Genomic DNA, 26,041 nt, shown 5'->3' with positions numbered 1-26,041 from the left:
AGCGGAATTAAGCAGAATGGGGGCGGGTGGCGGTGCATTACCGCCACCTGCCCCCGTATTTCATGGGCGGCCCGGTGGATTAACCGATCAGGTCGCGTTGGCGCCGTTCTTGGCGCGGCCCACTATCGCCACGGCCCCGTAGTAGACATTCGCGAGCTTGCGGCAGGTGCCCTTGAACCAATAGGCGGTGCAGGTCTTGTTGTAGAGCATGTTCCAGAACTCGGCGTCGGACTGCCAGCCCTTGTACTTGTCCAGGTAGTAGCGGTAGCCCTTGTAGGCGTTGCCGATCGTCCCGTAGCTGTAGTCGTGCGAGTCGCAGGCCGCGCGGAAGTCGAAGCCCGCGGGCTTGTCGGGCGCGGTGGTGCAGTGGTCGTAGTAGATGCCCCGCACCCACGAGCCGTTCGGCGTCTTCGTCCAGAACGGGTTGCGCCAGCCGTAGTGCGCGACCTTCGTCGAGCAGCCCGAGTACGTGTAGTACATCCACGTGCCGGCGTTGCTGCAGTAACTCGGGTAGGCGTACGGGTCGTTGATCTCGGAACCCGTGAAGTCCTCGGCCGCCGGGGCCACGCCCTCGGGGTCGTTCTGGCTCGGGGCGCCCGTGACCGAGCTGCCCGGCTCGGGCACCGTGCCGGTGGTCTCGCTCGCCTGCGGCGCGACCTCGTCACCGGCGTAGGACAGCTCCCAGCGGGCGCCTTCGTCGGTGGTGGCCGCGGACACGCGGTCGGCGGCGTCGTAGGCGTACGTGTTCAGGTCGGCGCCGGCGGCCGGGTTGGCCACCTTCCGCAGCAGGCCCGAAGCGTCGTACGAGTAGCGGGCCAGCGTCTCCACCGTCGCCCCGGAGGTGACGCTGATCTCCTTGACCTGGCCGGCCACGTCGCCGAGCGTGCTGCCGGCGGCGGTGGTGGCCGACGCGTAGGCGACCTTCACCGTCTGCGCCGCGTTCTCGCCCCGCGCCGGCTCGTTGATCTGCTTGACGCGGCCCTGGGCGTCGTAGTTGACCGTGGTCACCTTGAACGCCGTGGTGCCCACGCCGGTCACGCGCCAGTCGTCGCTGCCGGTGCCGACCTGCTTCCAGGTGAACTTCGGCTTCAGGTCGGCGGCGGAGTAGGCCGCACCGAGCGCGTTCACGGGGACGTCGTCCCCCGCGGGCGCCGTGGTGAGGTCGACGTTGGCCGTCTCGGTGATCGTGGTGGTCAGCTGGCCCGTGAGGTCGTCCCAGACGCTGTTCGCCACCACGGTGGAGCCGTCGGCGGCGGTGTACGTGCTGACGCTGCCGCCGTCGGGACGCTCCAGCGAGTCGGTCAGGTCGTAGCGCACGGACTCGTTGACCGCGAGGTCCTTGGTGCTGATGAAGCCGGAGCCCTGGGTCAGCTCACGGTTGAGCTGACCGCCGAGGAACTCGGCCGTCCAACTCGGCCCGAACACGGCGAGGTCGCTGCGGTCGGCGGGCGCGTCCAGTGCCTGCGCCACCCCGGCGCCCTGCCCCGTGACGGCGTGGCTGCGGGTCATCAGGCTGATCGGAACGTCGTTCTCGGTGATCTGATACCGGTCGTACTCCGACTGGTAGGTGCCGGGGCCGATGGCGTTGAATTCACCGGCGGACAAAGGCTGTTCCGGCGGCGCCTCGTCGGCCGAGGCCTGCTGCGGAAGAAGCAGCGCCATGGAAACGGCGGCGACGATGGGGAAGACGGTTCTTCGCACGGTTTTCTCTCCCGTTCGGGTCAGTCCGAGGTGCTTGATGGTCACGGACTTTATGGACGCCCGAGATCGGTGGGCAATGGCCTCGCCGACCACTCAAGGGCCCCTAGTCGCAGGGGTGTTGACCCCGTAGGGGGGTAGGTGAGTACGCGTACTCATGTGGGCCCGCCCGGGCGCCGGACAGGATGAGGCCATGCGAATCTCACGTATCTCCGCCGCGCTGATCGCGGCCGGCCTCAGCTCGCTCGTCCTCGTCGGATGCGGCACGGAGAAGTCCGGCGCCGGCGCCGCCCCCGCCTCCGCGGGCAGCAGCGTCCGTCCGGTGAGCGCCCCGACCGCCGCGGACGACAGCGCGTCCACGAAGCGGTTCTCGAAGCTCGTGCGCACCGTCAACGCGGAGTGCCGGAAGGTGCTGCCGGCGCCGACCGACGCGAACGGCAAGCCGATTCCCCGCCCGGAGGACCTTCCCGGGTACGAGGAGCAGCCGGTGGAGGGGTACGGGCCGGACAACCCGCCGCCGACGAAGGACGGCATCGGCCCGGACCCGAACTCGTCCGAGGGCCCTCCGCAGGACTTCGTCCGCGAGCTCGAGCCCCGGGACTTCGGCGCGGTCCCGCTGGACGCGGAGGACCGGTGCATCGCCGACAAGCACGCGGAGCGCATCCGCGAGGGCTTCGGCGGCAAGGGCGCCACCAGCGCCGAGGTCCTGCGCGAGGCGCTGCTGAAGCTGGACTACCCGGCGTCGCGCGTCCACGCCATGCCCGACCGGGGCGGCTCGCCGCGCGTCCGCCTGGACCTGCGGATCGACTCCCAGGCGGCGCTGGAGATCGTCGGTACCTCCGGCGCCCTGGCCATCGAGCCGTTCGCGGCGGTGGCGCACCCGAACCTGAAGATCACGGACGTCAAGCGCTAGGACCTGTCCGGCCGATCAGGCCGATCAGGCCGGTCCCGACGTCCCGACGTCCCGACGTCCCGACGTCCCGACGTCCCGACGTCCCGACCGTCAGGTGACGGCCAGGGACCTCACGAGGGACTCCGCCGCACCCAGGGTCGCCACCTCGCCGGGAGTCAGGTTCGGGTCGGCGGCCCGGCGCGTGCGGGCCGCCGGGAGGTGGGGGAGCAGCGGGGCGTGGACGGCCGACAGGAGCGCGGCGAGACCCGTGCGGGCGCCGGGGGCGTACGGGGCCGGGGAGACCGCGACCTCCGCGAGGATCAGCGCCGACATGGCGTGGTCCAGGCCCGGCGGGCCCTCCTCGGCCGTCTGCCAGTCGATGACGACCGGGCCCCGGGGCGTGAGCACCACGTTCCCCGGATGCAGGTCCAGGTGCAGGAGGCGCGGGCCGTGCGGGCGGATGGGGCGCGTCTCCGGCAGCGCGTGCAGGCGGTCGAGGAGCCCCGCGATCAGCTCGCCGGCCGGTTCCGGCTCGTACGTACCGTCCAGGAGCGCGTCCAGGAGCGACGGCCCCGTGAGGCGCTCCATCACCAGGTCGGCGCCCTCGGCGTGCAGCACCGCCGGCACCGGATAGCCGTGGTCCGCCAGCCGTGTCATCACCCCGGCCTCGCGGGTCGCGTCGGAGCCGTCCCGGTACCTCCGCAGGACCCGCTCCCCGACCTCGTCCAGCGCGTAGACGTCCGCCGTCCTGCCCTGCCCGATGATCTTCAACTCGACTGCACCGTCCGCCTCTTGTTCATCTTCGTCCCCGTGTGACCGCGGCTTCGCGGAGAGGTCGCGGAATGGTCGAGTATGCCTGCCGGGGAGGGGTTCGGACCGGTACCGTCCTGTCCAGGCAGTACTGGGGGCAGACCGGGGGGTCGGCAGGGTGAGCGCTTTTCGTGTGCGGATCGTGAAGCCTGGGGAGCTGAGCGAGCGCGAGATCGAGGTGTGGCGGGAGCTCCGGGCCAAGTCCGGCTCGCCCGCGAACCCCTTCATGGAACCGGAGTTCACGCGGGCGGTCGCCGAGGTGCGACCCCGCTCGCGGGTCGCCGTGTGGTCGGAGGACGGCGAGCCCGTCGGCTTCTTCCCGTACGAGAAGGGGCTGTTGGGGCAGGGCCGGGCGATCGGCTTCGGCGTCTCGGACAGTCAGGGCGCCGTTCTGCGCGCCGGGCTGCGGCCCCGCGCCCGCGCCGTGCTGCGGGCCTGCGGGATCACGATGTGGGAGTTCGACAACCTGGAGGACGGCCAGCCCGTCTTCGAGGGCGCCGCCACCGAGTCCTTCGCCTCGCCCGTCATCGACGTCGGCGAGGGGTACGCGGCGTACGAGGCGCTTCTGCGCGTCCAGTCGCCCAAGTTCCTCAGGACCACCCTGGCCAAGGAGCGCAAGCTCGGCCGCCAGGCCGACGGCGAGGTGCGGTTCGTCTTCGACGAGCGCGACCCGGCGGCCCTGCGCACCCTCATGGAGTGGAAGTCCGCCCAGTACCGCAGGACCGGCCGCGGCGACCGCTTCGCCAAGGAGTGGATCACCACCCTCGTCCGGCGCCTCCACGAGCAGCGCACGCCCGGCTGCTCCGGAGTGCTGTCCGTGCTGTACGTGGGCGAGCGGCCGATCGCCGCGCACTTCGGGCTGCGGTCCGGAACCGTGCTGTCCTGCTGGTTCCCTTCGTACGACCCCGAGTTCGCCAAGTACTCGCCCGGTCTCGTCCTCCACCTCCGGATGGCCGAGGCCGCGACCGCCGCCGGCATCGGGATGCTCGACCTGGGGCGCGGCGACGCCGAGTACAAGGACGCCCTGAAGACGGGGGAGCTGACGGTGCACGAGGGGGCCGTCTTCGTCCCCGGCGCACGGGCCGCCCTCCACTGGCTGCGCCGCGAGCCCGTGCGGATGGCCCACGCCTACGTCCGCGGCCGCCCGGCACTGGCGGCCCGCGCCCGCGAGGCCCTGAACACGGTCGCCCGACTGCGGGGCAACCGCTAGCCGCGGATTTCCGTGGGCAGCCGATCCGCAAGGGCGGAACGCGGGTGGGCGCGAACCCCACCGGACCGCACCCGTACGACTCCGGGGGGATCCCGATGAACCAGCAGCAGTCCGGTGCACCGTCACGCGCCATGTCCGTGGCCGAGCTGGAGCTCGACCCGTCCGGCGCCGCCGTCGGCCTCCACCCCGCACCCGGCGCCCCGGCGATCGCCCGCGGCGAGGTCTACGCGCTCGTGCGCGTCGACGGGCGCCCCGCCGCCACCGTCATCGGGACCGTCGCGGAAGGCGAGGACGCGATCCGGGTGCTCGCCGGCCTCGCCCGGGAGCGGCTCGCCGCCGCCGCGGCCGCGCCCCGCACCGAGGCCGAACACCTGGCCGCCGGAAGGCCGTTGCCGCCGACCGGGGCAGCCCCCGCCCCGCCCCGTACCTCCGTGATCGTCGCCACCCGCGAGCGCCCCGCATCCCTCGCCCGCGCCCTCGACTCGCTGCTCGTCCAGGACCACCCCGACCACGAGCTCGTCGTCGTCGACAACGCGCCCCGCACCACCGACACCCACGACCTGGTCACCCGGAAGTACGCGGGCCGCGTGCGGTACGTCCGCGAGGACACCCCCGGGCTCGCCGTCGCCCACAACACCGGCGCGGCCGCCGCCGACGGGGAGGTCCTCGCCTTCACCGACGACGACGTCATCGCCGACCCGCACTGGCTGACCGCCCTCACCGAGCCCTTCGCCACCGACCCCGGGCTCGGCTGCGTCACCGGACTGATCCTGCCCGCGCGACTCGGCACCTCCGCGCAGATCCTCCTCGAATCGCACGGCGGCTTCGCCAAGGGCTTCGCGCCCCGCCTGTACGACCCGGCGCAGCCGCCCGCGGACGAACCGCTCTTCCCGTTCACCGCGGGCAGCTTCGGCTCCGGCGCCAACATGGCCTTCCGGGCCGCCGCCCTCCGGCAGGCCGGCGGCTTCGACCCGGCGACCGGCACCGGGACCCCGGCCAGGGGCGGCGACGACCTGTACGCCTTCGTCGCCGTCCTCTCCGCCGGCTTCCGGCTCCGCTACACCGCCGAGGCGCTCGTCTGGCACCACCACCGCGACACCTGGCAGGACCTGCGGAACCAGGCGTACGGCTACGGCGCCGGCCTCACCGCCTACCTCACCGCGACCCTGGTGCGCCATCCCCGGCTGCTGCCCGCGCTGCTCACCCGGCTGCCGCGCGGCCTCGCCCACGCCAGGACCATGACCGCCCGACGCGGCGAGGGCGACGACGGCGTCCCCGGCGACGGGCACGACGGCGTCCCCGGCGAGCACGGCGCCCAGCACCATCCCTGGCCTCGCAACCTCTCCCGACTGGAGCGACGCGGCATGTTGTACGGACCCATCGGCTACGCCAGAGCGCGGGCGCGCGGCGCCTTCCGGAAGGCGGGCGCCCGATGAGCAGCGCCCCCGCGCACACCCGGATCCCCGTCCTCCTCTACCACGCCGTGATGGAGGATCCCCCGGACTGGATCGCCGAATTCACCGTCACTCCCACGGAGTTCGCCGCCCAGCTCGACGCGATCGTCGCCAGCGGCCGCACCCCGGTCACCGTCGGCACCCTGGCCGCGCACCTCGCCTCCGGGGCCCCGCTGCCGGACCGGCCCGTCGCCGTCACCTTCGACGACGGCTTCGCCGACCTCGTCGGTCCGACGGCGGAGGCGCTCGCCGCCCGGGACCTGCCGGCCACGGCGTACCTCACCACCGGGGCCATCACCCGGGGCCGGCCCTGTCTGCTGCCGCCCGCGCCGATGATGACCCTCGGGCAGGCCCCGCGCCTGGAGGAGTACGGGATGGAGGTCGGCGCCCACACCGCCACCCACGCACAGCTCGACACGCTCGCCCCGGCCGTCCTCCGGCGCGAACTGCGCGAGTCTAAGGCGGTCCTGGAGGACACCCTCGGCCACGAGGTACGCCACCTCGCCTACCCGCACGGCTACAACAGCCCCGCCGTGCGCCGGGCCGCCGAGGCCGCCGGCTACACCTCGGCCGTCGCCGTCCGGCACGCGCTGAGCTCCGCGAGCGACGAGGTCTACCGCATCGCCCGGCTCATCGTGCGCCGCACCCACACCGTCGCCGACGTGGCGCGGTGGATGGAGGGGCGGGGCGCGAAGACCGCTCCGTACCCGGACTCGCTGCCCACGGTCGGGTGGCGCATGTACCGGCGGACGCGCGCGCTGGTGCGCGGAGCGGAGTTCGCGGGATGACGGAGAACGTGTTCACACCGACGCCGGCGAGCGGCACCGGGACGGTCCCCGCCCCGGACCACGGCGGCACCGCCGCGCCGCCCGCGCGACGCACCGCCGTGCCCGACCTGACCTGGCTGCCGCCCGCCCTCCTGGTCCTCGGCCTCGGCCTGTGGGGGCTCTCCCTGCCCCTGATCGACATCCGCACCATGGACGACTACGGCCTCCTGGACCGGCTGCCCGCCGTGTTCTACGGGTCCCTGCTGGTGCTGACCGCCGGGTTCCTGGTGTCGCTGCGGCGCGCCGGGACCTCGCCGGGCTGGCCGCTCGCCCACTGCGTCGCGCTGCTGTTCGCGCTCAAGGCACCGCCGGCCGTGCTGTACGACTCCGTGCGCTACCCCTGGGCCTCCAAGCACGACGCCGTCGTCAACACCATCCTCGGCGCCGGCGAACTCCGCCCGAACGCCGCCCTGTCCGGGAACATGTCCGCGTACGACCAGTGGCCGGGCTTCTTCACCCTGAACGCGGCGCTCGTCCGGACCTTCGGCGTCGAGAGCACCGCCGTCTACCTCAACTGGGCGCCGATCGTCCTGGGCCTGATCACCCTGCCCGTGCTCGTGCTGATCTACCGCACCTTCACCGAGGACTGGCGGCTGGTGTGGACCGCCGTCTGGATCTTCCAGCTCGCCAACTGGGTCGGCCAGGACTACCTGGCGCCGCAGGGCTTCGCGTACGTCCTGCATCTGACCGTACTCGCCGTCGTCCTGCGGCACTTCGTGCGGCCCGGCTCGGCCGGGCGGCTGCGCGACCGGGCGTATCTCGATCCGGCGGCGTCCGCCGTGCCGCCGCCCACGACCCCGCGCCAGCGCGCGGTCTGCGTGCTGATCCTGGCCCCGCTGATCGTCGCGATCAACGCCGCCCACCAGCTCACCCCGGTCATGCTCTGCGCCGCCCTCTTCGCCCTCACCCTCACCCGCCGCTACCGCAACTACGGTCTGCTGGTCGTCGCCGGGCTGCTGATGCTGGCCTGGGACCTCACCATGGGCAGGCCCCTGTTCCTGGAGACGCTCGGCACGCTGCGCGAGTCGATCGGCCAGCTCACCGAGAACTCCCGCGCCGGGTACGCGGGACAGCTCACCGGCCCCGGGCCCGAGCTGGCCGGCCGGGCCGGCATCCTCATGGCCCTCGCCGCCGTCGTGCTCGCCGGGATCGCCGTACTCGTCCGCCGCCGGCTGACCCGCAGCGCACTCCCGCTGCTCCTCGTCTCGATCGCCCCGGTCCCCCTGTTCGCCGTCAACGACTACGGCGGCGAAATGCTGTTCCGGGTCTACCTGTTCGGGCTGCCCGGCGCCGCGTTCTTCGCCGCTGCGGCGCTGGTGCCCACCGCCGCGGGCGCCCGCCGGAGCCGCGGCGGTGTCGCCCGGCGCCGTACCGCGGCCGTCGCCCTGCCGCTCGTCCTCGTCGTCCTGACGGCCGGGTTCCTGCCCGCGTACTACGGCAAGGAGACGATGTACTACACGCCGCCCGCCGAGACGGAGCTGGTCACCCGGGCCATCGACCAGCTGCCCGAGGGCGGTCTGATCCTCGCCACCTCCGGTTCCTTCCCGCAGGCGCTGCACCGCTACGACCAGGTCGAGCACTGGTTCTTCGCCGAGCAGGAGCTGCCCGAGAACGAGAAGATGCTCGTCGACCCGGCCCGCTACCTCGCCGACCGGATCCCGCCCGGCACCACGGCCCGTGTCGTCCTCACCCGCACCCAGGACGTCTACACGGCGGGCGAGGGCCTGCTGCCGCCCGGTGGCTTCGCGGTCCTGCGTACCCGGCTGAAGGCCTCCCCGCTCTTCACGACCGTCGAGGAACATCCGTACGGAATCGTCCTCTCCTACACCTCGGCTCCCGCAAGGACCCCGGCCAGCTCAGGCGGTACACCGTGAACACGCCCCAGAACCGGATCAGAGCAGCCCTCGCCGCCTCCGGGTGGGTGGCCCTCGCGGCCACCCTGCTGCCCGGCGGCTCGCCCCTGCGCTGGGTGCCCGTACTGCTCTTCGTCTGCTGCGGCCCCGGCCTCGCCCTGCTCCATCCGCAGCCGCACGGGCTGCGGCCCGGCGCCCGCCTGGAGGCGTTCGCGCTGGCCGCGCCCATCAGCCTCTCCCTCGCCTCGCTCACCGCCACCCTCCTCTTCCTGATCGAAGGGTTCTCCGTGACCGCGTTCCTCGCCCCGCTCGCCGTGTTCACCACCGTCGTCGCCCTCCTCCCAGGCCTGCCACTGCCCGCCGCCACCCGCGGCGCGGTCGAACCCGAGGGCGCCGGATCCTTCCGCTTCCGCAAACGAGGGCCCGGTGGAGGCCGATGACCGGACGGCACTCCAAGGCCGACCCCTGGACGCGGCTCGTGATCGCGCTCGCCGCCGTCGGCGCGCTGACCGCCGGCATAGGCGTGTGGGCGACCGTCGCCGAGGGCGACGACCCGTGCGCCCCCGACACCCGGCTCGTCGCCCCCTGCGGGGCGTGGTGGGGCGCGTACATCCCGTACGACGGCGACAGTTCGCTCACCCGGCCGGTGCACGCCTTCGAGAAGAAGATCGGCCGCCGCCTCGATCTCGTCTACACGTACCACGACATGTCGGGCAACGAGCTCGACGGAACCCTCCTCACCCCCGACGAACAGGCCCTCGGCCGGGACCGGTTGCTGATGCTCGCCTGGGAGTCCACGGTGTGGAAGGAGCCGCACCACGCCGGATACACCGAGACCCAGCTCGGCTGGAAGAACATCGCCTCCGGGCAGTACGACGCCGAGATCCTCGACCCGCAGATCCGCCGTATCAAGGCCTACGGCAAGCGGGTCTTCCTCTCCTTCGACCAGGAGGCCGACGCCCGGATCAAGGAGGGCGCCGGCACCCCCGCCGAGTACGTCGCCGCCTATCGCCACCTGCACGACCGGTTCAGGCGGCTCGGGGTGGACAACGTGGTCTGGGTGTGGACGGTCTCCGGCTATCTGGGCAGCGCGGACTCGATGAAACAGCTCTACCCCGGCGACGCCTACGTCGACTGGATCGGCATGGACCAGTACAACTACTACCTCTGCCACCGGACGCCGAACTGGCTCGACTTCGACGAGAGCCAGCGCCCCAGCTACGACTGGCTCCGGAAGAACATCTCCGCCGACAAGCCGATCATGCTCTCCGAGTTCTCCACCGCTCCCGATCCGAAGCGGCCCGAGCGGCAGCGTGACTGGTACACCGCGATCCCGGAGGTGGCGCCGACGCTGCCGAAGGCGAAGGCGTACGTGCACTGGAACCGTGCCGTGCCCGGGCCGGGCTGCGACCTCACGATCGACTCCGGTCCGGGGCTGGAGGGATACCGGATCGCCGGGCGGGACCCGTACTTCCGGCAGGACGTACGGGACGTCCCGGGGCGCTGAACCGGGGCTCCGGGCCGCCTGGGTCGTGTCCGGCGGATCATGACCGGGGCCGCGGCGCCGGACAGGCCCCAGACCGCCCGGAGGTCTCAGCGGCGGCCCGCCGTCAGTCCGCGGTAGGCGCAGGCCGCCATCGTCGCCCCGGCCAGGCCGAGGAAGAGCGGGAGCGGGGCGGCGGCGAAGGCCTGCTGCCCCGCCCAACCGGCCCAGACCAGCACCCACACCACCCCGGCCGTGACCCGGTCGCCCGTGCCGAGCACCCGCAGCAGCAGGGCCACGAGCAGCAGGCACACCGCCTGGAGCGCGATCGGGACCACCACCGCCGCCGGGCCGTCGGGCGCGCCGAGGAGCTCCGCACCGGGGCCGCCCGCCGTCGCCGGCCGCAGGCCCAGCAGGGGCGGCGCGGTGTGCAGGGCGAGGAAGGTGGCGAGCAGGACCGTTCCGGCGAACGCCCGTCGGAAGCGCCGGAGTCCGACGGCTGCGCCCTGGAGGGCGACGAGCAGCAGCCCGGCGAGGAGCGTGACGGGCGGCAGCGCGGTCAGCAGACCGGTGCCGGAGAGCCGCTCCACGTCGAGCGCGCCGGAGCGGGCGAGCGGCAGCCAGAAGAGCCCGGCGGAGAGGCCGAGGGCCGACCAGAGCAGGATCACCGACCGCTCGGCCCCCTTCGGCGCCGAGCCCGCCTCGACCGCCTCGGCCGCCCTCTTGTCGGCCGCGCCCGCGCCGCGTGACCCCGTCCCAGGCCCCGACTCCCACCCCGGCTCCGACTCCCACCCCGGCCCCGACTCCCACCCCGGCCTCGGCCCCGGCCCCGGCGTCCCGAGGGAGCCCGCGGGCTCGTCGTCACGCTGCCGGGGTACGTACACGGGGATCCCGAACGCGGGCGTCACCGAGTCGTGCGTGCCGCGCAGATAGGCACTCTCCCGCGCCCAGTTCGTGCCGTAGCCGTCCTCCGCGCGCTCCTTCACCCGCGCCGCCGCCCGGTCCCCCTCGGGCGGTACCCGGCCCTTGAGGGTGGCCCGCAGGCCCGGCACGGACACCACCGCCATCAGGGTCATGGAGCCGAGGACGGCGTATCCGGCGCCGGCGATGCCGAAGGGCCCGAGGAGGAAGACCGCGCTGCCGAGCACCAGGACGCACATCACGCCCTGGAGGGCGGCGAGCATCCCCGTACGGCCCTGGACGCGCAGCACCCCGATGTACAGCTCGACGGCGACGCGGGGGAGCGCGGCGGCGGCGAGCAGCCGCAGGACGGTCGTGCCGTTCCGGGCGTAGTCCCCGCCGAAGGGCGCGAGGATCAGTGGTGCGAACACGACGAGGACGAGGACGACCGGGACGAGCAGCAGCGTCATGCGGCGCAGCGCGCCCCTGACCCCCTCGGCGAGGGACTCGGGGCTGTGCGAGGCGTGCGCGGTGAGCGAGGAGGCCATGTTGATGGCCATGAACTCCATCGTGCCGCCGACGGTGTAGGCCGTGTAGAAGAAGGCGTTGTGGGCGGCGTCGAAGCGGACGGCGACCATCATCGGCAGCAGGCTGATCATGAGGAGGCTGAAGACCGAGCCGACGGAGTCCCCGGCGAGGAAGCGGCCGATCTCGCGCAGGGTGGGCGGCTCACGGTCCCGGTCGGCGTGCGCCTGCCGGGGGATCAGGCGCCGGAAGACGAGCCAGCCGACCGGCAGCACGGAGAGCGCGATGGCCGCCGCCCAGGAGACGAAGACGCCGAGCACCGGCAGGCCGACGGCGAGGACGACGAGCAGGACGAGCTTGCCGAGCGAGAAGACGGCGTTGCCGACGGGCACCCAGACGGCCCGTCTGAGCCCGGTGAGGACCGCGTCCTGGAGGGTGAGCAGGGCCCAGCCGATGCTGGCGGCGGTGAAGAAGATCCCGGCGGACACGGTGCCGAGCGGGGCGTACGAGGGTCCCCACCAGTCCAGCGTGAGCAGGAAGACGCCGCAGGCGACGGCCACGACCACGGTGCTGACCACGTAGAGGCGCACCACGAGCGGCCCGGTCGCGCGGCCGGCCCGGGGCACGTACCGGACGACCGCGCCGGTCAGCGTCGTCGCGGTCAGGGAGGCGAGCATCCGCTGGGCGGCGATGGCGGCGGAGCCCTGACCGACCGCCTCCTCCGTGTAGTAGCGGGCGGCGACCAGCCAGAAGCCGAGGCCGAGGGCGGCGGAGACGCCGGTGGAGAGCATCAGCGCGTAGGCGTTGCGGAACATGGAGCTGTCGCCGGAGTCGCCCTTCTCGCCGACGGGTTCCGGCACGGCGGCCGAGGGCTCCTCGGCCGCCGGGTGGTCCGCCGCCCGCAGCCGTACGGTCTCGGTCACCGGGCGCCGCCGGGAGCCTCCGACAGGCGCGCGGGCCGGGCCCCGGCCGCCCGCAGCACAGCGAGGACCTCCTCCGCGCGGCGCGGGTCCACGGGCAGGGCGTGCCGGGCGAACCGGGCGGCCGGCTCCGGCGTGGGCGAGAGGTCGGTGAAGCGCTCGCCCGCGTAGCTGTCGAGCGGCGGGTCGTACAGATAGCCGGTGGTGATCCGGTGCCGGGCGAGGGCGGCGATCGCGGCGTCCCGGTCCTCGACGAGCAGCGGCACCCGGAACAGCGGCTGCGCCTGCTGCGCGGGGCCCGCCTGTTCCGTGGGCGCCCCGGGCGTGCCGTACTCGCTGGCCAGGAGCCGGGCCGTGCCCTCACGGTGGGCGGCGAGGACGTCGTCGAGCCGGGCCAGCTTGTGGGTGGTGCGGCGGAGCCGGCCGGGTCCCGGCCGGAGCCGGTAGTCGTGCATGTCGACGCGGATCCAGGAGTGGAAGGGCGCGAGCGCGGGCGCGGCCGGCAGGGCCCGCGCCAGCTCCTCGGCGCGGAGCGGCATCCGGATCTCCTCCCGCTCCTCCGCGCCGATCCGCCGCGCGAGCGCGTGCGCGGCCCGCGTCAGGCGCATCCCGCGCACGGCGGCCTCCGCGTACGGCCGTACGCGATAGGCGAGTTCGGCGGCCGTCCGGGTCGGCAGGAGCAGCGCGTCGCGCGCGGCGGCGAGTTCCTCGCGCAGCGCCGGGTCGGCGAGGGCGAGGAAGCCGCCGGTCTTGGCGGCGGTGTGCTTCGACAGGCTGAAGACGGAGGCCTCGCCGTACGTGCCGACCGGGCGCCCGCCGACGGTGGAGCCGATCGCGTGGGCCGCGTCCTCGATCAGCGGGATGCCGAGCCGGTCGCAGTGGGCCCGCAGCTCGGGGGCCGGGTCGGGGTTCCCGTACAGATTGGTCGTGAGGACGGCGGACAGGCCGCGCCAGACGGACTCGGGGACGGCCGCGGTGTCGATCGAGCCGTCCCGGGGGTCGAGCGGCGCCTGTACGGGGCGGAGCCCGGCGGCGAGCACGACGAAGAAGATGACGTCGTCGTTGACCGGCGACATCAGTACCCGGCCGCCCGGCGCGCACCAGTGGCGCAGTGCGAGGTAGAGGCCGAGGCGGCACGACGGCACGTAGAGGCACTCTCTGCCCCCGAGCCGGTCACGCATGCGCCCTTCCAGTTCCGCGTACGCAGAAACCATGTGATTCCCCCCTGAATCCCCGGGCTCAATGTGGCCCAATCCGGACGGCGCGTCAACAAGGCCTTCCGGCTGCGCGGTCGGTGGTCCGCCCGCTCGTGCGGAAGGGCCCGTTCCAGGTCGTGAGACCGTGAACGGGCCCTTTCCGCAGCCATCTTGGCGGCTCGGGGAAGCCTGCGGAGGTCATTCCTCCAGAGTGAGGCCCCGGCGCAGCCTGGCGAGGGTGCGGGAGAGCAGCCGGGACACGTGCATCTGCGAGAGGCCGAGCTCCGCGCCGATCTCCGACTGGGTCATGCCGCAGACGAAGCGGAGGGAGAGGATGTGCCGCTCGCGGGCGGGCAGTGAGGCGATCATCGGCTTGAGGGAGGCGACGTACTCGATCCCGGTGAGGCCGTCGTCCTCGTAGCCGAGCCGGTCGGCGAGTGTGCTCTCGCCGCTGCCGGCGTCGTCCTCGTCGGTCCTGGCGTCGAGCGAACTCGCGGTGTACGCGTTGCTCGCGGCCATGCCCTCGACGACCTCCTCCGCGGAGATCCCGAGCTCCTCCGCGAGTTCGGCGACGGTGGGGGAGCGGTCGAGGCGCTGGGCGAGCGCGTCGCCGGCCTTGGCGAGGTCGAGCCGGAGCTCCTGGAGCCTGCGGGGCACGTGCACGGACCACGAGGTGTCCCGGAAGAACCGCTTGATCTCGCCGATGATCGTCGGCATCGCGAAGGTGGGGAACTCGACGCCGCGGGAGAGCTCGAAGCGGTCGATCGCCTTGATGAGGCCGATGGTGCCGACCTGGACGATGTCCTCCATCGGCTCGCTGCGGCTGCCGAACCGGGCGGCGGCGAACCTCACCAGGGCCAGGTTGAGTTCGACGAGGGTGTTGCGGACGTAGGCGTGGTCGTGGGTGCCCTCCTCCAGTACGGCGAGCCGGGCGAAGAGCTGCTTCGACAGGGCGCGCGCGTCGACCGGTCCAGCCCGGTGCGGTTGGTCGAGGGGGTGGGCGGGCAGGCGGTCGAGGGGGACTGCTGCCGACGGCGCGTCGGGGGTACGCGGGGCGTCGAGCCGGGGTGACATGGGTCTCCTTCGTCGTTCTTCTGCTGCGGTTTGCGGCGCCTCCAAGCCGGTCGTGTCGGGTGTTCCCTTCTAGCCCTACCTGGTCGACGGCGATGGTTGCAAGTGCCAATATTCCGCTTTGCACCTATTTATGAGGGCCCGTGTGTGCGTCGGAGGGTGCCCCGCTTGTAGGGTTCGACGCACGTCAGTCGGCATCCGCGAGAGCGAGAAGAGGCACGGCCATGGACCGCCAGCACATCGGCAGCGCGCCGCCCGCGCGGCTGCGGGTCGGGGTCCGGACCGTGGACGCGGGAAGCGAACTCCTCACTCTGGCGGGTGAGCTCGATCACCACACCGCCGAACTGTTGCGTACGCCACTGGAGGCCGCGCTCGACGCGGGCCGGGCACGGCTCGTCGTCGACTGCTCGGCGCTCGACTTCTGCGACTCGACCGGGCTCAACGTGCTGCTGGGTGCCCGGCTGGGCGCGGACGCCGCCGGCGGCGGGGTCCATCTCGTCGGGATGCGGCCCGCGGTCGCCCGGGTCTTCCGGATCACCGGGGCGGACGCCGTCTTCACGCTGCACGACACGCTCGGTACGGCCCTCCCGGGTTGAGTCCGGCCGGACCCGGCGTCGAAGCCGGCCGTCCGGCATCCGCCCGGGCCCGCCCCGCCCGCCCCGTAACGCCCCGCCCCGCGCGGACCGCACGTCCCGCCCCTCTGTCCCGTCGATCGGTGAGGTGAAGCGCTGATGGACCAAGCTTCCGACGTCCGTACGCTCGCCCTCGGCGAGACCAGCGGCACCGTCCCGCTCGCCCGTGACTTCACACGGTCGGCGCTCCACGAGTGGGGCTGGCTGCCGGCCGCCACCGCCGACCGCAGGGCCGCCGCCGAGGACGTCCTGCTCGTCGTGTCCGAACTCGTCACCAACGCCTGCCTGCACGCCGAGGGCCCCGAGCGCCTGCGCGTCCTGCGGATGCCCCACGTCCTGCGCCTCGAAGTCACCGACCGCGGCGCCGGACAGCCCGCGCCCCGCACCCCGCACCGGTCCGGCCGCCCGGGCGGCCACGGCATGTTCATCGTGCAGCGGCTCTGCCTGGACTGGGGCATCGACCGCACCCCCGGCGCCCCCGGAAAGACGGTCTGGGCCGAACTCGCCGCAGCGCCTTAGGACTTTCACAAGTTCACCCGTTCCCCTGCCTTCCCTCCGTAAGGCCCCGGGCGTACCTTGACGGCCAATCTGAAAGACCGTCAGTTACGTTGCGGTGAGGGGTGCTCGCGGTGTCCAAGGTGCCGAACCGAAGGAGAACGGCCGCCGGTCTCACGGCTGCCGTCGCGGTGGCGGGCGCGGCCGTACTGGCCGCCGCACCGGCCGCCCAGGCGACCGTCGTCGATGTGAACTACGCCTGCGTGACGAAGATCGGGCCAAAGGACGCCGTCTCGCCCGTCGACATCAAGGCCGTCAAGAGCGGCAGCGGCTACACGATCACCATGTCCTTCGAGAAGGGCGTCTCCGACAGCCCGATCGAGCTCGGCAAGGGCGTCATGACCCCGCGCGCCGAACTCGTCCTCGGCGGCGTCGCCGAAGGCACGGTGAAGGTCAAGGGGGTGCCGAACGCGGCCGCCATCCCGCCGGACACCCCGATCAGCATCGGCACGCTGACGGGCACGTACACCCCGACGAAGAACGGCAAGGTCACCTTCACGGCCGGCAAGCTCATCGTGCACGCCCTCGGGATGGACGCGGCCGAGTGCACCCCGAAGAACAACCCCAAGCCCTCACTCGAACTGGAGGTCACGGGGGTCTCCGGCGGCGACGACACCCCGCCCGCCGACGACGGCGACGACGAGGGCTCCGGGACCGAACTGCCCAAGACCGGCCCGCTCGACTCCGCCGTGGCGCTCGGGACCCTCGGCGGCACCGTCCTGCTGACCGGCGCCGCCGGAGTCCTCTGGCTCACGCGGCGCACGGCACGCTGATGCGGGCGGCCGCGCGCTCCGGGCTCGTGGCCGCCGCGACCGCCCTCGTCGGCGCGGTCGCGGCGGCTCCCCCCGGAGCGCAGGCCTGGACGGCGGCGCCCGCCGCCGGACGGCCGTACGCCTACCTGGAGGGCCCCGCCGGCAGCGTCCTCCAGGACACCCTGTCGTTGACCAACCCGGGCACGGGGCCGCTCACCGTACGGCTCACCGGGCAGGGCGCGCCGGTCGCCTTCGCCGCGCGGACCGTCACCGTGCCCGCCAGGACCCGGGCGGACGTGCCCTTCACCGTGACCGTCACCGCGGACACCCCGCCCGGCGACCACCGGGGCACCGTGCGCGCCACCGCCGCCGGACGGGAGCTGAGCGTGCGGCTGCACCTGCGGGTGAGCGGCCCCCGCCTCGCGGCGCTCACCGTCGAGGACGTCCGCGTCGACGAGGCCGCCGGCACCCTCGGCTACACCCTGGTCAACCGCGGCACCACGGTCCTCGCCCCGACCCTCGCGGTCCGTGCCGAGGGTCTCCTCGGCACGGTCCTCGACCGACCGGAGCGCGCCCTGCCGCTCACCCTGCGCCCCGGCGAGCGCGTCGCCCGCACCGAACCCTGGCCCGACCCGCCCGCCCTCGACTCCGTCACCGTCCTGCTGACCGCCGGCGCCCCCGGCGCGGCCCCCGCCACCGCCCGCGCGGAGGCCGCCTTCGCCTCGGTCCCCGCGCTCGCGGGGTCGGCCGGGCTGCTCCTCGCGGCGGCGGGCGGCGGATACGCGGTGTGGCGGCGCGGAAGGCCCCGTACCCAGCGAGCCCCGGAGGGAGCGACACCATGAGGACGATCCGTACGGCTGCCGCCCTCCTCGCGGCCCTCGCCCTCGCACTGCTGCCCGTGGGGCCCGCGACCGCGGCCCCCGGGCCCGTGGTCGCGCTCTCGGTGACCGAGGGAGGCAAGGGCGGCGAGATCACCGTCAGCGGCAGCGGCTGGAAGCCGGGCGCGCTGCTCATGCTCCTGATCTGCGGCCAGTCCGCGCCCGGCAAGGGCGTCATCGGCGGCACCAACTCCTGCGCCAACAGCGAGGGCCGGGCGGCCACCGTCGACGCCAGGGGCGGGTTCAGCGCGAAACTCCCGGTCGCCGAACCGCCCAAGCCCTGCCCGTGCGTGGTGCACGTGGCCGGTGTCACGGGCCAACAGGACGCCGTCGACAAGGAGTTCACGGTCGCCGGGCACCCCACGGCCCCGCTCCCCGAGGCCTCGGGCAACGGGCGGCTCGCCGTCCTCGCGTCCGTACGCCTCGACGGCTCCAGCGGCCTCCTCGTCTGGTTCGGGGCACCCCCGCGCCGGGAGGTCGTCTTCACCGTCGGCAACCTCGGCTCGGCCGCCGTCGAGGACCCGGTCTTCGAGGTCGGCACGAGCCACGGCGTCTTCGCGCCGCAGTACGAGGAACGCCAGTGGCGCGGCACGATCGCCCCCGGCAAGAAGGCCCTCGTCCGGCTCCCCGCCGAACTCGTCGCGGGCGCGCACGGCGACTACCAGATCTCCGTCCGGTACGCCGGCAAGGTCCTGGTCGAGCAGCCGTGGGGGGTGGGCCGCCCCTGGGGCGTGACGCTCTTCTGGCTGTTGCTCGCCGTCGTCGTACCGGCGGCTCTGTTCCGGATCGGGATGGCCGTGGTGGACCGCGCCCGGCCCGGATCGGGACGCCCGGCCGGCCGCCTCCCCCGTACGACGGCACCGCGCCGCCGTACCCGCCGCACGTCCGTCCCCGCCGCCGCCCCCGCGAACGGGGACGGGAACGCGAGGGACGACGAACCGACCACGGTCCTGCCGTGGTTCAGCCCTGACTCCGCACCGTCAGCGCCAGAGAGCAGTCCGACGACGAAGGGACATGCGTGAGTACGCAACGGAGGATGAGCGCGGCCGGTGTCGCGCTGATGCTCGGCGGCGCGGGGATCCTGATTTCCGCCGGCCCCGCACAGGCCGCCGAGGTCTCGTACAAGACGGAGTGCATCCCGCCGTCCATCTCCGGCCTCCCGCCCGTGCAGGGCACCACGAAGGTGCTCGTCACCGCACCGGCGGAGGCCAAGGTCGGCGACGAGGTCGAGATCGTCTGGAAGACGGTCCAGGCCGCCTCGAAGAACCCGGACGTGCTGGACCTCGGCGCGGACACGGTGAAGCCGAGCGGCGTCCTGAAGGTGGGCGGCGCGGCGAGCGGCACCGTCGCGATGGAGGGACCGCGGCAGAACCCGCCGATCCCCAAGAACAGCGCGATGGTGCTGCCCGAGATGAAGGGGAAGCTGAAGCTGACCGCGGCGGGCGACATCACGCTGACGCCCGACAAGTACACGATCAACGTGTCCAAGCCGCTGTCGACGGACACGAAGTGCACGCCGAAGGAGGCGGTGCCGGTCGGCGCGACGATCAAGGTGACGGCGGCCGGTGGCGGCTCCGGCTCGGGTTCGGGCGGCGGCGCGAGCACGACGACCTCGGGCGGCGGCGCGAGCACGACGACGTCCGGCGGCGCGAGCACGACGACCTCCGGCGGCAGCAGTACGACCACGTCCGGCGGCGCGAGCACGACCACCACCAGCGGCGGCACGAGCACCAACGGTGGGCACACGGGCGGCGCCGCGGCCAGCTCCAGCGGGGGCACGGGCGGCTCGACGACCACCTCCGGCGGCGGCTCGGCGTCCGGCGGGTCCGGCGGCGGGCAGACCGACTTCCCGGGCAAGGAAGTCACCGTCGCCTTCACCTGCACGTCCCCCGGCCCGCCGAACATCAACTCCAAGGTGACGATCAGCGCGAAGAAGAACGGCGCCGTCTACGACCTCACCGTCAAGACGGCCAAGGGCGTCATGGACAGCCCGGCTCCCCTCCCCAAGGGGGCTCTCGTCCCGACCATGGCGGTCAAGATCGGCGGAGCCGACAGCGGCACGGTGCTGGTCACCGGCGCCCCCAACCCCACGGCGGTCGAGGCGGGCGCCCCGGTGAGCCTGGAGGACATGAAGGGCACGTACAAGCCCGGCGCGACCGGGAAGTCCACGCTCAGCCCGGGCGCGCTGACCATCAAGGTCACGCTCGGCTCCGCCAAGATGGACATCCCGTGCCAGGTCAAGGGCGCGGTCCAGGCCTCCCTGGAGCTCGACACGAGCAAGCAGGCGGGCGGCGCGAGCGGCGGCTCCGGCTCGGGTTCGGGCTCCGGCTCGGGCGGCGGTAGCACGTCCTCCGGCGGCTCCTCCGGTGAGAACCTCGCCGAGACCGGCGCCGAGAGCGACGGCGCCCTGCGCGCCCTCGCCCTGGTCGCGGGCACGGTCATCCTCATCGGCGGCGCGGTGTTCACGTTCACCCCGTGGGCACGCCTGAGGCGCTGAGAACGGCGAAGGCCGCCGCACCGGAACCGGTGCGGCGGCCTTCGTGTGTTCGCGGGGGGAACGGGGTCAGTGGACGCTGCCCATGAGCCCCTGGACCTTCTTGCGGTACATGAAGATCGCGAAACCGGCCGCGACGGCGAGCGTCGCCTGCATCGCGATGATCCCGGTTCCGTTCAGGTCCACGCCCGCGATGGAGAGCAGACCCGTGGTGCAGTCACCGGCGGTGACGGCGAGGAACCAGACACCCATCATCTGGGAGGCGTACTTCTTCGGCGCCATCTTCGTGGTGACGGAGAGGCCGACGGGGGAGAGGCACAGCTCACCTATGGTCTGGATCATGTAGATCGTGACCAGCCACATCGGGGAGACCTTGGTGCCGTCGCCCGCCATGTTCATCGGGACGATGAAGACGAAGAAGGACGCGCCGACCAGGACGAGACCCATCGCGAACTTCACGATGGTGTTCGGCTCCTGGTTCTTGCGGGCCAGCCACAGCCACAGCCAGGCGAAGACCGGGGCCAGCGCCATGACGAACAGCGGGTTCAGCGACTGGTACCAGGTGGCGGGGAAGCCGAGGCCGAAGATGGTGTCGGCGGTCTTGCTGTCCGCGAAGAGGGACAGCGTCGAGCCACCCTGGTCGTAGATCATCCAGAAGATCGCGGCGGCGACGAAGAACCAGATGTAGCCGGTCACCCGGGACTTCTCACCGGCGTCCAGGTCCTTGTCCCGCTTGATGCGGGCCAGGACGGCGACCGGGATGATCAGACCGGCGAGGGTGATCGGGACCATCGCCCAGTTCAGGGTGTACATGCCCAGGGCGACGACCGCACCGTAGAAGACCGCGATCACGACGGCGATGACGGCGACCTTGGTGATGACAGCCTTGCGCTCCGTGGCGGACAGCGGGTTCGGGACCTCGCTGCTCTTCGGGTTCAGCGTCTTGCCGAAGGCCAGGAAGACGGCGAGGCCCAGGCCCATGCCGACGGCGGCGAGGGCGAAGCCCAGGTGCCAGTTGACCTTCTCGCCGACGGTGCCGATGACCAGGGGAGCGAAGAACGCGCCCAGGTTGATGCCGATGTAGAAGAGCGTGAAGCCACCGTCACGGCGCGGGTCGTCCGCGCCCTTGTAGAGGTGGCCGACCATCGTCGAGATGTTGGCCTTCAGCAGACCGGAGCCGACTGCGACGAGCGCGAGGCCGACGAAGAACATCGCCTGGCCGGGGATGGCCAGCGAGACATGGCCGAGCATGATCACGGAGGCCGCGATCGCCACCGTCTTGCGGGCGCCCCAGACGCGGTCGCCGAACCAACCGCCGGGCATGGCCATGAGGTAGACCATCGAGACGTAGACGGAGTAGATCGCCGTTGCCGTCGCCGCGGTCATCGCGAGGCCGCCGCCCTGGCTTCCCGTAGCGGCGTCCACGCCGCCGGAGACCAGGTACAGGACCAGAAGAGCCCTCATGCCGTAGTAGGAGAAACGCTCCCACATCTCGGTCATGAAGAGGGTGGCCAGGCCGCGGGGGTGGCCGAGGAAGGTCTTCTCGTAGCCGAGGGGTTCGGCCGATTCCTTCGTCAGGCTGGACGCCATGTCGATCCTTGCTCTGTCGGGACGCTCGCTTGGTGAGCGGGGTGCGCCCGGTGGGGGAGGCCGGCACCGACGGAGCCGTTGGACTCCACCGGGATCCACGCCCCGGGAGTCGCGTCGTCGCGTCCCGGAACCCGGCCCACAGGTCGTTCACCGTCTTCGAGGATCGGCTGAGCCGACCTCACGCAGAAAGAGGACCTTGGCGCATGAAGCTGGCCAAAGGTCCCCGTTTACCGCTACAGACGTCGAGACACCATACGACACGACAGTGCCGGATATGGAAGGACTTGAGAGATGGATCACAGGCCGCAGCGCAACCGCGGGGCGCCATTCGAAGGTCATGAGCAGGATGCCCACACGATACCCAGGGGCCACCGGGGGTGAACGCATCCCGCCCCGGTCCGGTGGCCGTGCGGACTACCATCACCCCATGACCCGTGTACTGCTCGCCGAGGACGACGCCTCCATCTCGGAACCGCTGGCCCGCGCCCTGCGGAGAGAGGGGTACGAGGTCGAGGTCCGCGAGGACGGTCCCACCGCTCTCGACGCCGGACTCCAGGGCGGAGTCGACCTCGTCGTACTCGACCTGGGGCTGCCCGGCATGGACGGCCTGGAGGTCGCCCGGCGACTGCGCGCCGAAGGTCACGCGGTCCCGATCCTGGTCCTCACCGCGCGGGCGGACGAGGTCGACACGGTCGTCGGACTCGACGCGGGCGCCGACGACTACGTCACCAAGCCCTTCCGGCTCGCCGAACTCCTCGCCCGGGTCCGGGCCCTCCTCCGGCGCGGCTCCAGCGAGCCCGTCGTCGCCCCCTCCACCCACGGCGTACGGATCGACGTCGAGTCGCACCGCGCCTGGATGGGCGACGAGGAGCTCCAGCTCACGGCCAAGGAATTCGACCTGCTCCGGGTCCTGGTCCGGGACGCCGGCCGGGTCGTCACCCGCGACCAGCTGATGCGCGAGGTCTGGGACACCACCTGGTGGTCCTCCACCAAGACCCTCGACATGCACATCTCCTGGCTCCGCAAGAAGCTCGGCGACGACGCCGCCAACCCGCGCTACATCGCCACCGTGCGCGGAGTCGGCTTCCGCTTCGAGAAGAGCTGACACCCCACCGCTTCGAAGAGAGCTCCGTGCGCCGCCGTCTGATCAACTCCACGCTCGCCGTGGTGCTCGTCGTCATCGCCGTCTTCGGCGTCTCCCTCGTCATCGTCGAGACCCGCACGATCTCCAGCAGCGCGCAGGAGAGCGTGGACTCGGAGGCGCTGCGGATCGTCTCCATCGTCGACAGCCGGCTCATCGGCGGCGAGCCGGTCAACCCGGACATCCTCGCCGAGCAGAGCGGCGCCAAGCGGTACGCGCAGATCCGTATCCCCGGCCGCGCCTCCATCGAGATCGGCACCCGCCCCGACGGCGACGTCATCCGCGGTCTCGCCGAGGGCGAGCGCGGCGAGACCGTGATCGTCGAGGAGTCCCGCTCCACGGTCACCGCCGAGGTCGGCCGCACGCTCCTGATCATCGGCGCCGTGGCGCTGCTCGCCGTCATCGCCGCCGTCCTCCTCGCCGTACGCCAGGCCGACAAGCTGGCGTCGCCGCTCACCGACCTCGCGGAGACCGCCGAGCGCCTCGGCTCCGGCGACCCGCGCCCCCGGCACAAGCGGTACGGGGTGCCCGAGCTCGACCGGGTCGCGGACGTCCTCGACGCCTCCGCCGAACGCATCGCCCGGATGCTCACCGCCGAGCGCCGGCTCGCCGCCGACGCCTCGCACCAGCTCCGTACGCCCCTGACCGCCCTCTCCATGCGACTGGAGGAGGTCGCCCTCGCCGACGACCTGGACACGGTCAAGGAGGAGGCGACGATCGCGCTCACCCAGGTCGAGCGGCTCACCGACGTCGTCGAACGGCTCCTGACCAACTCCCGGGACCCCCGTACGGGCTCCGCCGTCGCCTTCGACCTCGACGAGGTCGTCAAGCAGCAGCTGGAGGAGTGGCGGCCGGCCTACCGCAGCGGCGGGCGGGCCATCGTCCACTCCGGCAAGCAGGGGATGCGGGCCGTCGGCACCCCGGGCGCGGTCGCCCAGGTGCTCGCGGCCCTGATCGAGAACTCGCTCATGCACGGTGGCGGCACCGTCGCCGTACGGACCCGGGTCACCGGCAACCAGTCGGTGATCGAGGTCACGGACGAGGGCCCGGGCGTCCCCGCAGACCTCGGCGCGCGGATCTTCGAGCGGGCGGTGAGCGGCCGCAGCTCCACCGGCATCGGCCTGGCCGTCGCCCGCGATCTGGCGGAGGCGGACGGCGGGCGCCTGGAGCTGCTCAAGGAGCACCCGCCGGTCTTCGCGCTGTTCCTGAGCCGGGAGGTCAGGAGCGTCGAGAAGGAGACACGGGAGCGGCCCGTACGGTAAAAGGGCAGGTCAGACGCGGTCGGGCTGGCGCCGTTCCGCCTGGCGCGGAGTCGCCTGGCGGGGAGCCTGCTCAAGGAACGATTCGGCGGTCTGCACGGCTTCCTTCGCGGGCAGCGCGCGGAACACCCACGTGCGGTACGACCAGAAGCGGAACAGGGTCCCGATCCCGATCCCGAAGAACTTGAAGAAGTTGCTCGCCAGCGGTCCGTCCCAGCCGAAGCCGTACGTCGCCGCGTAGAGCACGCCGTTCTCGATGACCATGCCGACCAGGCTGAACAGCAGGAACAGCGACAGTTCCTTCGTCCGTCCCGACTTGTCCCGGTCGCGGTACGTGAAGTAGCGGAACCCCACGTAGTTGAAGCCGATCGCGACCACGGTGGCGACCAGGCTGGCGCGGACCACCTGGAGGTCCGAGAAGTGGCGCACCAGATTGAAGACGCCGAGGTTGACCAGGACGCCGAGACCGCCGACCACCCCGAACTTGGCGACCTCACGGAAGAGCCCGTTGAGTCGCATGCGCAGCGCGCCGGGTTCACTCATGGTGATGGCTGTGTCCCGTCCGTCCGGGTGACGTCCGGGCGACGTCAACCCAACCATGCTAACCAGCCCCCCTGTCACCCGCCCGGGTACCTCGTAAACCATGGGGAAACCCGGGCTTCACCTGCGCTGTCCTTGTGACAAACCACAGGCGGACGAGTGTTCCCCGATGGTGCGGATACCCTAAGAGGGTGACGTTCCCGGTAGTCGGCATGGTCGGTGGCGGTCAGCTCGCCCGTATGACCCACGAGGCGGGTATCCCCCTCGGCATCAAGTTCAAGCTCCTCAGTGACACCCCGCAGGACTCTGCGGCGCAGGTGGTGAGCGAGGTCGTCATAGGCGACTATCGCGACCTGGCTACGCTGCGTGACTTCGCGCGCGGATGTGACGTGATCACCTTCGATCACGAGCACGTCCCCACGGAGCACCTGCGGGCCCTTGAGGCGGACGGCATCCCCGTCCGCCCGGGGCCCGACGCGTTGGTGCACGCCCAGGACAAGGGGGTGATGCGCGCCAGGCTCGACGAGATCGGCGCGCCGAGCCCACGCCACCGCATCGTCGCGGACGCGGCGGACGCGGTGGCCTTCGCGGCCGAGGTCGGGGGCTTCCCGATCATCCTCAAGACCGTGCGCGGCGGCTACGACGGCAAGGGCGTCTGGTTCGTCCGCACGCCGGAGGACGCCCGCGACCCGTTCCTGGCGGGTGTCCCGGTCCTCGCCGAGGAGAAGGTCGACTTCGTACGCGAGCTCGCGGCGAACATCGTCCGCTCCCCGCACGGCCAGGCCGTGGCCTACCCGGTCGTCGAGTCCCGTCAGGTCGACGGCGTCTGCGACACCGTGATCGCGCCCGCGCCCGACCTCGACGAGGAGCTCGCCGGGCAGGCGCAGGAGCTGGCGCTGCGGATCGCCAAGGAGCTGGGCGTCGTCGGCCACCTCGCCGTCGAGCTCTTCCAGGCCACGGACGGCCGCATCCTCGTCAACGAACTGGCGATGCGCCCGCACAACTCCGGCCACTGGACCCAGGACGGGGCGATCACCTCGCAGTTCGCCAACCACGTCCGGGCGGTTCTGGACCTCCCGCTCGGCGATCCGCGGCCGCGCGCACGGTGGACCGTGATGTGCAATGTCCTGGGCGGCGACTACCCGGACATGTACTCCGCGTACCTGCACTGCATGGCCAGGGACCCGCAGCTCAAGATCCACATGTATGGCAAGGACGTGAAGCCCGGCCGCAAGGTGGGGCACGTCAACACCTACGGCGACGACCTGGACGAGGTGCTGGAGCGCGCCCGTCACGCCGCCGGCTATCTGCGAGGAACGATCACCGAGTGAGCAGCATCAGCACCGCCCCCGTCGTCGGCA

The 26,041-nt window shown here is 72.5% G+C and carries 23 protein-coding genes; 16 read left to right on the top strand and 7 right to left on the bottom strand.

The genetic code is table 11. The features are described from left to right. Positions 1–87 precede the first annotated feature (87 nt). A complete protein-coding gene (locus OG580_RS13920; protein ID WP_267043984.1) occupies positions 88–1,701 on the bottom strand; it encodes a phospholipase A2 in 1,614 nt (537 codons plus the stop codon). 190 nt (positions 1,702–1,891) lie between these two features. Between OG580_RS13920 and OG580_RS13915 the strand changes: the two genes are divergently transcribed. Continuing rightward, complete coding sequence (locus OG580_RS13915) at positions 1,892–2,611, top strand: hypothetical protein (RefSeq protein WP_267043983.1); 720 nt, start codon at positions 1,892–1,894, stop codon at positions 2,609–2,611. Between the two features lie 90 nt (positions 2,612–2,701). On the opposite strand, the gene OG580_RS13910 is transcribed toward OG580_RS13915, so the two are convergent. Beyond that, positions 2,702–3,361 (bottom strand): phosphotransferase, encoded by a 660-nt coding sequence (locus OG580_RS13910; RefSeq protein WP_267043982.1) that lies wholly within the window; start codon positions 3,359–3,361, stop codon positions 2,702–2,704. A gap of 157 nt (positions 3,362–3,518) precedes the next feature. On the opposite strand from OG580_RS13910, the gene OG580_RS13905 reads away from it, so the two are divergent. The 6 genes from OG580_RS13905 (at position 3,519) to OG580_RS13880 (ending at position 10,251) form a co-directional block, all read left to right on the top strand. Then, positions 3,519–4,610 (top strand): GNAT family N-acetyltransferase, encoded by a 1,092-nt coding sequence (locus OG580_RS13905; protein WP_267043980.1) that lies wholly within the window; start codon positions 3,519–3,521, stop codon positions 4,608–4,610. Positions 4,611–4,705: 95 nt separating this feature from the next. Continuing rightward, positions 4,706–6,046, top strand: coding sequence for a glycosyltransferase family 2 protein (locus OG580_RS13900; RefSeq protein WP_267043979.1), 1,341 nt, complete (start codon positions 4,706–4,708; stop codon positions 6,044–6,046). Further along, positions 6,043–6,852 (top strand): polysaccharide deacetylase family protein, encoded by an 810-nt coding sequence (locus OG580_RS13895; protein ID WP_267043978.1) that lies wholly within the window; start codon positions 6,043–6,045, stop codon positions 6,850–6,852. The genes OG580_RS13900 and OG580_RS13895 overlap by 4 nt, the downstream gene beginning before the upstream one ends. Then, positions 6,849–8,765 carry a hypothetical protein gene (locus OG580_RS13890; protein WP_267043977.1) on the top strand — a complete coding sequence of 639 codons (1,917 nt, stop codon included), beginning with the start codon at positions 6,849–6,851 and terminating at the stop codon, positions 8,763–8,765. The genes OG580_RS13895 and OG580_RS13890 overlap by 4 nt, the downstream gene beginning before the upstream one ends. After that, positions 8,762–9,184, top strand: coding sequence for a hypothetical protein (locus OG580_RS13885; RefSeq protein WP_267043976.1), 423 nt, complete (start codon positions 8,762–8,764; stop codon positions 9,182–9,184). Before OG580_RS13890 ends, OG580_RS13885 begins: the two co-directional genes overlap by 4 nt. After that, positions 9,181–10,251 carry a glycoside hydrolase family 26 protein gene (locus tag OG580_RS13880; protein WP_267043975.1) on the top strand — a complete coding sequence of 357 codons (1,071 nt, stop codon included), beginning with the start codon at positions 9,181–9,183 and terminating at the stop codon, positions 10,249–10,251. Before OG580_RS13885 ends, OG580_RS13880 begins: the two co-directional genes overlap by 4 nt. Positions 10,252–10,337: 86 nt before the next feature. On the opposite strand, the gene OG580_RS13875 is transcribed toward OG580_RS13880, so the two are convergent. From OG580_RS13875 to OG580_RS13865, 3 genes are all read right to left on the bottom strand, one after another. Then, positions 10,338–12,512: a lipopolysaccharide biosynthesis protein gene (locus OG580_RS13875; RefSeq protein WP_267047998.1), complete on the bottom strand. Its 2,175-nt coding sequence runs from the start codon at positions 12,510–12,512 to the stop codon at positions 10,338–10,340. Between the two features lie 59 nt (positions 12,513–12,571). Beyond that, entirely contained in the window at positions 12,572–13,786 is a 1,215-nt protein-coding gene (locus OG580_RS13870; RefSeq protein ID WP_267043974.1) for a DegT/DnrJ/EryC1/StrS family aminotransferase, read from the bottom strand. A 180-nt stretch (positions 13,787–13,966) separates the two neighbouring features. Then, the gene (locus OG580_RS13865; RefSeq protein WP_267043973.1) at positions 13,967–14,842 is read right to left on the bottom strand and encodes an RNA polymerase sigma factor SigF; all 876 of its coding nucleotides are present in this window, start codon (positions 14,840–14,842) and stop codon (positions 13,967–13,969) included. 221 nt (positions 14,843–15,063) lie between these two features. Between OG580_RS13865 and OG580_RS13860 the strand changes: the two genes are divergently transcribed. The 6 genes from OG580_RS13860 to OG580_RS13835 all read left to right on the top strand — a co-directional run bounded on the left by OG580_RS13860 (position 15,064) and on the right by OG580_RS13835 (position 20,153). Next, positions 15,064–15,435 (top strand): STAS domain-containing protein, encoded by a 372-nt coding sequence (locus OG580_RS13860; RefSeq protein ID WP_267043972.1) that lies wholly within the window; start codon positions 15,064–15,066, stop codon positions 15,433–15,435. A gap of 135 nt (positions 15,436–15,570) precedes the next feature. Continuing rightward, the gene (locus OG580_RS13855; protein ID WP_267043971.1) at positions 15,571–15,990 is read left to right on the top strand and encodes an ATP-binding protein; all 420 of its coding nucleotides are present in this window, start codon (positions 15,571–15,573) and stop codon (positions 15,988–15,990) included. Positions 15,991–16,109: 119 nt separating this feature from the next. After that, positions 16,110–16,799 carry a peptidase gene (locus OG580_RS13850; protein ID WP_267047997.1) on the top strand — a complete coding sequence of 230 codons (690 nt, stop codon included), beginning with the start codon at positions 16,110–16,112 and terminating at the stop codon, positions 16,797–16,799. Then, a complete protein-coding gene (locus OG580_RS13845) occupies positions 16,799–17,620 on the top strand; it encodes a hypothetical protein (RefSeq protein WP_267043970.1) in 822 nt (273 codons plus the stop codon). Before OG580_RS13850 ends, OG580_RS13845 begins: the two co-directional genes overlap by 1 nt. Next, positions 17,617–18,678: a hypothetical protein gene (locus OG580_RS13840; protein ID WP_267043969.1), complete on the top strand. Its 1,062-nt coding sequence runs from the start codon at positions 17,617–17,619 to the stop codon at positions 18,676–18,678. Before OG580_RS13845 ends, OG580_RS13840 begins: the two co-directional genes overlap by 4 nt. A gap of 14 nt (positions 18,679–18,692) precedes the next feature. Then, on the top strand, positions 18,693–20,153 hold the full coding sequence (locus tag OG580_RS13835) for a hypothetical protein (protein WP_267043968.1): 1,461 nt from the start codon (positions 18,693–18,695) through the stop codon (positions 20,151–20,153). Positions 20,154–20,219: 66 nt separating this feature from the next. Here the strand turns inward: OG580_RS13835 and OG580_RS13830 are convergent, their stop codons facing one another. After that, entirely contained in the window at positions 20,220–21,740 is a 1,521-nt protein-coding gene (locus OG580_RS13830) for a peptide MFS transporter (RefSeq protein WP_267043967.1), read from the bottom strand. Positions 21,741–22,167: 427 nt separating this feature from the next. On the opposite strand from OG580_RS13830, the gene OG580_RS13825 reads away from it, so the two are divergent. After that, the gene (locus OG580_RS13825) at positions 22,168–22,845 is read left to right on the top strand and encodes a response regulator transcription factor (RefSeq protein WP_024757648.1); all 678 of its coding nucleotides are present in this window, start codon (positions 22,168–22,170) and stop codon (positions 22,843–22,845) included. Between the two features lie 26 nt (positions 22,846–22,871). After that, positions 22,872–24,143 carry an ATP-binding protein gene (locus tag OG580_RS13820; RefSeq protein WP_267043966.1) on the top strand — a complete coding sequence of 424 codons (1,272 nt, stop codon included), beginning with the start codon at positions 22,872–22,874 and terminating at the stop codon, positions 24,141–24,143. A gap of 9 nt (positions 24,144–24,152) precedes the next feature. Here OG580_RS13820 and OG580_RS13815 read toward each other — a convergent pair whose 3' ends face one another. Beyond that, positions 24,153–24,683 (bottom strand): GtrA family protein, encoded by a 531-nt coding sequence (locus OG580_RS13815; RefSeq protein ID WP_267043965.1) that lies wholly within the window; start codon positions 24,681–24,683, stop codon positions 24,153–24,155. A 188-nt stretch (positions 24,684–24,871) separates the two neighbouring features. On the opposite strand from OG580_RS13815, the gene OG580_RS13810 reads away from it, so the two are divergent. Continuing rightward, positions 24,872–26,011: a 5-(carboxyamino)imidazole ribonucleotide synthase gene (locus OG580_RS13810; RefSeq protein WP_323182566.1), complete on the top strand. Its 1,140-nt coding sequence runs from the start codon at positions 24,872–24,874 to the stop codon at positions 26,009–26,011. Positions 26,012–26,041: the final 30 nt, after the last annotated feature.

The sequence above is a fragment of the Streptomyces sp. NBC_00094 genome, from assembly GCF_026343125.1.
Taxonomy (GTDB): domain Bacteria; phylum Actinomycetota; class Actinomycetes; order Streptomycetales; family Streptomycetaceae; genus Streptomyces.
This window is presented reverse-complemented; position numbering and strand designations above follow the sequence as displayed.